This window comes from Listeria rocourtiae subsp. hofi (assembly GCF_963575615.1).
GTDB lineage: Bacteria > Bacillota > Bacilli > Lactobacillales > Listeriaceae > Listeria_A > Listeria_A hofi.
Genome location: NZ_CAUYTL010000068.1, coordinates 1 through 5,740 on the forward strand (window position 1 = coordinate 1; position 5,740 = coordinate 5,740).

General features: G+C 41.8%; 5 protein-coding genes. 2 read left to right on the top strand and 3 right to left on the bottom strand.

The features are described from left to right. Positions 1–486: 486 nt before the first annotated feature. A complete protein-coding gene (locus R8925_RS15595) occupies positions 487–4,272 on the top strand; it encodes a SpaA isopeptide-forming pilin-related protein (RefSeq protein ID WP_430536709.1) in 3,786 nt (1,261 codons plus the stop codon). Here R8925_RS15595 and R8925_RS15600 read toward each other — a convergent pair. Then, complete coding sequence (locus R8925_RS15600; RefSeq protein WP_430536710.1) at positions 4,217–4,555, bottom strand: hypothetical protein; 339 nt, start codon at positions 4,553–4,555, stop codon at positions 4,217–4,219. The genes R8925_RS15595 and R8925_RS15600 overlap by 56 nt on opposite strands. Before the next feature lie 7 nt (positions 4,556–4,562). On the opposite strand from R8925_RS15600, the gene R8925_RS15605 reads away from it, so the two are divergent. Next, complete coding sequence (locus tag R8925_RS15605; RefSeq protein WP_430539460.1) at positions 4,563–4,628, top strand: hypothetical protein; 66 nt, start codon at positions 4,563–4,565, stop codon at positions 4,626–4,628. A gap of 69 nt (positions 4,629–4,697) precedes the next feature. On the opposite strand, the gene R8925_RS15610 is transcribed toward R8925_RS15605, so the two are convergent. Continuing rightward, positions 4,698–5,396, bottom strand: coding sequence for a YveK family protein (locus R8925_RS15610; protein WP_430536711.1), 699 nt, complete (start codon positions 5,394–5,396; stop codon positions 4,698–4,700). Between the two features lie 114 nt (positions 5,397–5,510). After that, the coding region (locus tag R8925_RS15615; RefSeq protein ID WP_430536712.1) for an immunoglobulin-like domain-containing protein at positions 5,511–5,740 on the bottom strand (230 nt) is incomplete at its 5' end.

Genomic DNA, 5,740 nt, shown 5'->3' on the forward strand with positions numbered 1-5,740 from the left:
ACGTATCCAAAATCTAAATGCAGATTTTGGATACGTATTTTTCTAGGTCAGAGAACCTTTTGTCTCAGACTCTTTTTTGTTGCCATAAAATTAGATTTCTGAAAAAATTTATGTTTTATAAATAAATTAATAAACATCCTGTTTTAGGTAAAGTAGCTGGTAAATTATAAGTAAGGCTAGTGACAACAAATTGGGAAGGAGATGACTTACATGAAAAACACATTTGGGACGTTGCAACTTTTAAATAGCGAAAAATCATTGTACTTGTTTATGAAAGCCACCTCACAATTTCTACTAGAATGTGTCAAAAAAAGCAAACTTGAAATTATGCCTGAGATTCACTTTTGAGGAATCCCAGCTAAGATATTCATCTCATTTTAGATACCGAAGCGCAGTGAGCAAGGAGGTGAGTATTATTTAAAAATACAATATCCCCCTGTCCTAAAGCCATGGAAAAATAAAATTTGAGGAGAGACGTAAAAATTTATGAAGAAATTGAAAAAAATGAAAAAACTATTGATTATGTTTATGGTAGCAGTTATAGCAATAACTGTTATTCCATTTAACTTTAGTTCAGCAAGTACGGATCACAGTGCTAACTTTATTACAGACGTTAAGCTTGATACGACTGAAACAACGATTGGTCAGAGGTTCCAAGTAGAGTATTTCTGGGCGATTCCAGATAATGTCGATGTTGGAGAAGGCGATACGATGCGTGTCAAATTACCAGAAGAAATCTCATTATGGGACGACGTGAGTTTTGAATTACGCGATGAAAATAACAACCTTGTTGGTCATGGCGTAGCAAAGGCCGGAACGAAAGAAGTGGTCGTTACTTTCACAGATTACCCAGTTGGTAAAGTAAATGTTCATGGAAGCATGAAGGTTTGGGTAGGTATAGACCGCGACAACAGTAATGTCAATGGTGGCGAGACAACAACGCTTACTTTCCCTACGACAAATGGTGAGGTAAAGATTGACATTGGGATAGGCGATATTGGCGATGGTTTTGAAATTCCAGAAGGCGAAAAACTAAATAAATGGGGCTACTGGTACACGTGGGACCCAGATAAAATTCCATGGAATGTACGTATTAATGCCCACAAAGATACTATCCCAAATGCAGTATACAAAGATACGCTAGGTGAAGGTCATACTTTTATCCCAGAATCTCTAAAAATCTATATTGGTGATGTAGATGGAAATGGCTACCCGATTAAAGAAAATGGAATTCCAACAGCGCAAGTCGCAAACATGTTGACGTATACGGCGCAGTCTTTCGAACTACAACTCGGTGATATTTCAGATATAGTATCTATTGAGTACCAAACACGATTAATAAACCCACAACCAGGAACTATCTATAGAAATGAAGGTAATTTAACGGGTACGGATGTAGATGAGAATATAGAATCTGGTGCTGAGTACCGTGGCGCAGCAGGTAACGGAACTGGTGATGATGGGACAGCGAATGTTGAGTTAACGAAAACAGATAATGATCGCCCATCGGTGAATTTACCAGGTGCTACTTTTAAATTACTTGATGAAAATGGTTCGCTGCTTCAAGAAAATTTGGTGACTGATTCCCAAGGGAAGTTGACGATCCCAGAATTGGCTATTGGGAGCTACCAATTAGTTGAAACGGCTCCACCAGCTGGATATAAGTTAGACAGCACGCCAATCTCGTTTGAAATCACAGCTTTTGACACAGGTTCAACCATCCGACTTCAAATGGGCAACACAGCAGAAGGAACCGTTGTTTTAACGAAAAAAGATGCAGATCACGCGGACAGATTATTGAGCGGCGCTGTATTTAGCCTATACAAAGCGGATGGCACATTGGTATCAGCAGATTTCCAAACAAATTCTAGCGGTACTATCACAGCGAATTTACCAATTGGAGATTACTATTTTGTGGAAACAAAAGCTCCGGCTGGCTATGAATTAGACGCTACACCACGCCACTTTAGCATCACATATGACAACTTCACAGACACGCAAAATGTGACAGTGACAAACAAAGAAATCGAAGAACCACCAGTTGTAGAACCAGAGGAACCAAAAGGCAGCATGGAATTAATCAAGCGCGACGCAACCGACAATTCGAAGCGTTTAGCAGGTGCGGAGTTCCGCTTAACTGGCGATAACGGCGAATCACGTACAATCACGACCGACGCAACAGGTAGCGCAAAAGTAGGCGATTTACCAGTGGGCAAATATACGCTAGTGGAGACGAAAGCTCCTGCTGGCTATGAGTTAGATGCCACACCTCACACATTTGAAATTACAGAAGCGAATCATGCAACTGTTCAAATCGTGACGGTTGATAATATACCAGAACCAATTATTGCACCAGAAGAGTCAAGAGGTAGCTTAGAGTTAATCAAACGTGACGCAACAGATAATACGAACCGTTTAGCAGGCGCTGAATTCCAACTAAAAGGCGATAATATTGCATCTCAAACCATAACAACCGACTCATCAGGAAGTGTCACAGTAACTGACTTACCAGTAGGGAAATACACGCTAGTCGAAACAAAAGCTCCAGCTGGTTACGAGTTAGATCCAACACCGCATACCTTTGAAATCACAGAAGAAAACCATACTACAGTCCAAGTGGTAACAGTTGAAAATACACCAGTAACGCCTGAACCACCAAAAGGCAGCGTACAACTACAAAAAGTCGATGCGGCAAACAACAACGGTTTAGCAGGAGCGACTTTCCAATTACTAGATGCATCTGGGACGGTTATCCAAACAGTGACGACTAACGCGAGCGGTATCCTCACAATGACCGATTTAGAGCTTGGCAAATACAGCTTAGTTGAGACGAAAGCTCCAACAGGTTATGTTTTAGATGGGACACCAGTTAATTTTGAAATCACGGAAAGTAACGCGACTCAAATGATTTCCTTGACGAAAGAAAACGAGAAGATTGAAGTGCCAGAAATCCACAAAAATGTGGAGAACTACCAACTATTTGACTGGAACGTACTAGCACAAATGAACAATACGAAAGCTGGCGTGCAAAACTTAACGCTAAGCAACCGTGATGACGCTTTTGTATGGAATATTGACACGATTTTTGGTAACGATACGGCGAGCTGGACAAAAGCAGTCATTACCGACGAAATTAACAGCTTATTGACGATTGAAGACGTTCAAATCAAGGATGCACAAGGTAAAGATGTTACTGGAAACGGCACATTAGCTGTCGATGGCAACAACATTACTTTCACGCTGAACAAGCAAGAGGATAGCTTCGCGTTCTTGGCAGGCCAAACGTATACGATGAGCGTTCGCACAGTAATCAAGGATGGCGTAACGGATGAGCAATTAGCACCATTCATCAAAGACGGTGGGATTCCGAACCAAGCAGAGCTAGCTTTTGGTAACGAAGGTGACTTATTGGTCTCTGAAATTCCGACAGTAACTCCACCAACAGTGAACCCTGAAATTCACAAAGATATCGAAAAGCAAGAGCACCTAGACTTAACGAATCGCGATGATGCCTTCGATTGGAACATCCACACAGCTTTCGGTAACCAAACAGCGAGCTGGAACCAAGCGATCATCACGGACCAAATCAACAACTTACTTGCGATTAAAAACATCCAAATTGTTGACGAAAATGGTAATGATGTCACGGCAAACGGCACGATCACAGAAGAAAACAACTTGATTACTTTCACGATGCACAAAAAAGACGATAGTTTTGCGTACCTTGCAGGACACACGTACACGATGACCGTCACAACAGAAATCAAAGCTGACACAACAGACGAGCAACTAGCACCATTCATCCAAGAAGGTGGCATCCCGAACCAAGCAGAATTAGCATTTGGCAACGAAGGTGATCTGCTAAAATCTGAAATTCCAACCGTCACACCACCGACAGTCAACCCAGAAATCCACAAAGACATCGAAGGCGTGCAACATGTAGACCTAGCAAACCGCAATGACGCGTTCAACTGGAACATCCAAACCATTTTTGGTAACCAAACAGCCACATGGAATCAAGCGATTATTACCGACCAAATCCACGAATTCCTAAACATCGAGAAGATCCAAATTACGGATGAAAACGGCACTGACGTCACTGAAAATGGCACGATCACACAAGAAAACAACTTGATTACCTTCACAATGGACAAAAAAGAAGACAGTTTTGCCTACCTTGCAGGACACACGTACACGATGACCGTCACAACGACGATTAAAGCAAACGTAACAGACGAGCAACTTGCGGCATTCCAAACCAAGCAGAACTAGCATTTGGCAACGAAGGCGATTTCCTACAATCCGAAATCCCAACAGTAACACCCCCGACACCAGTAGAAGAACCCGAAAAAGTAAACCCACTAACACCAGAGAACCCGACAGAACCAATAACGCCTGCAACACCACAAACACCAGCAAAAGAAACCAAAACACCAAAACCAAGCACAGAAAAGAAAAACGTAGCAAAAGCAGACACACCATCCGCACCAAAAACGGAGAAAAAATCCGGCTTCTTCTCGATTCTACCGAGCACAGGAGATGCACTAGAGTACATCTGGGTTATTCTCGGAGCAGCGATTCTCTCTATCTTAGGAGTCATTGCATTCAGACGCTACAGAAAAGCATAAGTAACACAAAAAAGGCGCTCGGAGTGGGCGCCTTTTTTATTCTCTGTATTATTATATGGTCTTTGGCACTCAAAATTGTTCATGATTTTCGGGTATCTTCGCAATATGTCCCAATAACGGAATATCTAACACTTCCACTACATCCGCCTCGTCTCTAAACTTCGTATTAAAAACAACGAGAATAAACACGGTGAAAAAGCCAATTATGAGCCCTCCCATTGCGTATCCACAAATGAGTAGGACTCGATTTGGACTAACTGGTTTTGGGTTCGATGCAACCGTTGCTCTAGCTAGTATGTCGATATTGTTGACGTTCATGATATCTGGCGTTATTTTTGCGAAGGAGTCTGCTACAGCGTTGGCAATTACCGCCGCTTGTGCTTGATTTTTATCTTTCACACTGACGTTGATTACTTGCGAATTGTGCTGGCTTCCGACCGTGATTTTCCCCATTAAATTTCCTGCCGTGTAGTGACCGCCTAACTTTTGTGCAACATCATCCAGAATTCGCGGGCTGGTCAACAAGGCTGTGTATGTGTTTACAAGTTGAATGTTAGCCTGCACCTCTGATGTTTGGATAGTCGTTACACCTGCGGATTGTGCCGATTGCGTCACTAAAATCTGTGTTTTGGCTTCATACATTGGCGTAATGAAAAATAGTAGTGTGATACCGGCAATGAGGACTCCTATAAGAGTTGTGCTTATTAAAAACCACACGTATCTCTTCATTATTTGATACATATTTTTAATACAAATCGTTTCTTTCATGTCATCTGAGTCCTTTCCATGTAGTTACAAGTACAAGCATATCAAGCCCAGTTCTACAATAAAAAAGGCGAGAAACACCATGTATGGTTATGAGTCTCTCGCCTATATTGCCATTTATTTTTGAATATTGATTGTTTGCGTGTCGAGTACTTTTCCTGCTTTGTCGAAAGCTTGGATAGCGATGACATCGTCTGCTGATTTGATCTTGTCTAGTGCGTAGAATTTGAACGTGCCGTCTGCGTTGAATGTACCACCTTTATAGGCTGCCCCGTTCACAGTTACGACTACTGATTTCACGTCGCCAGTATACGTACCTGTGATGTTTTTATCACCAACTGTGTATG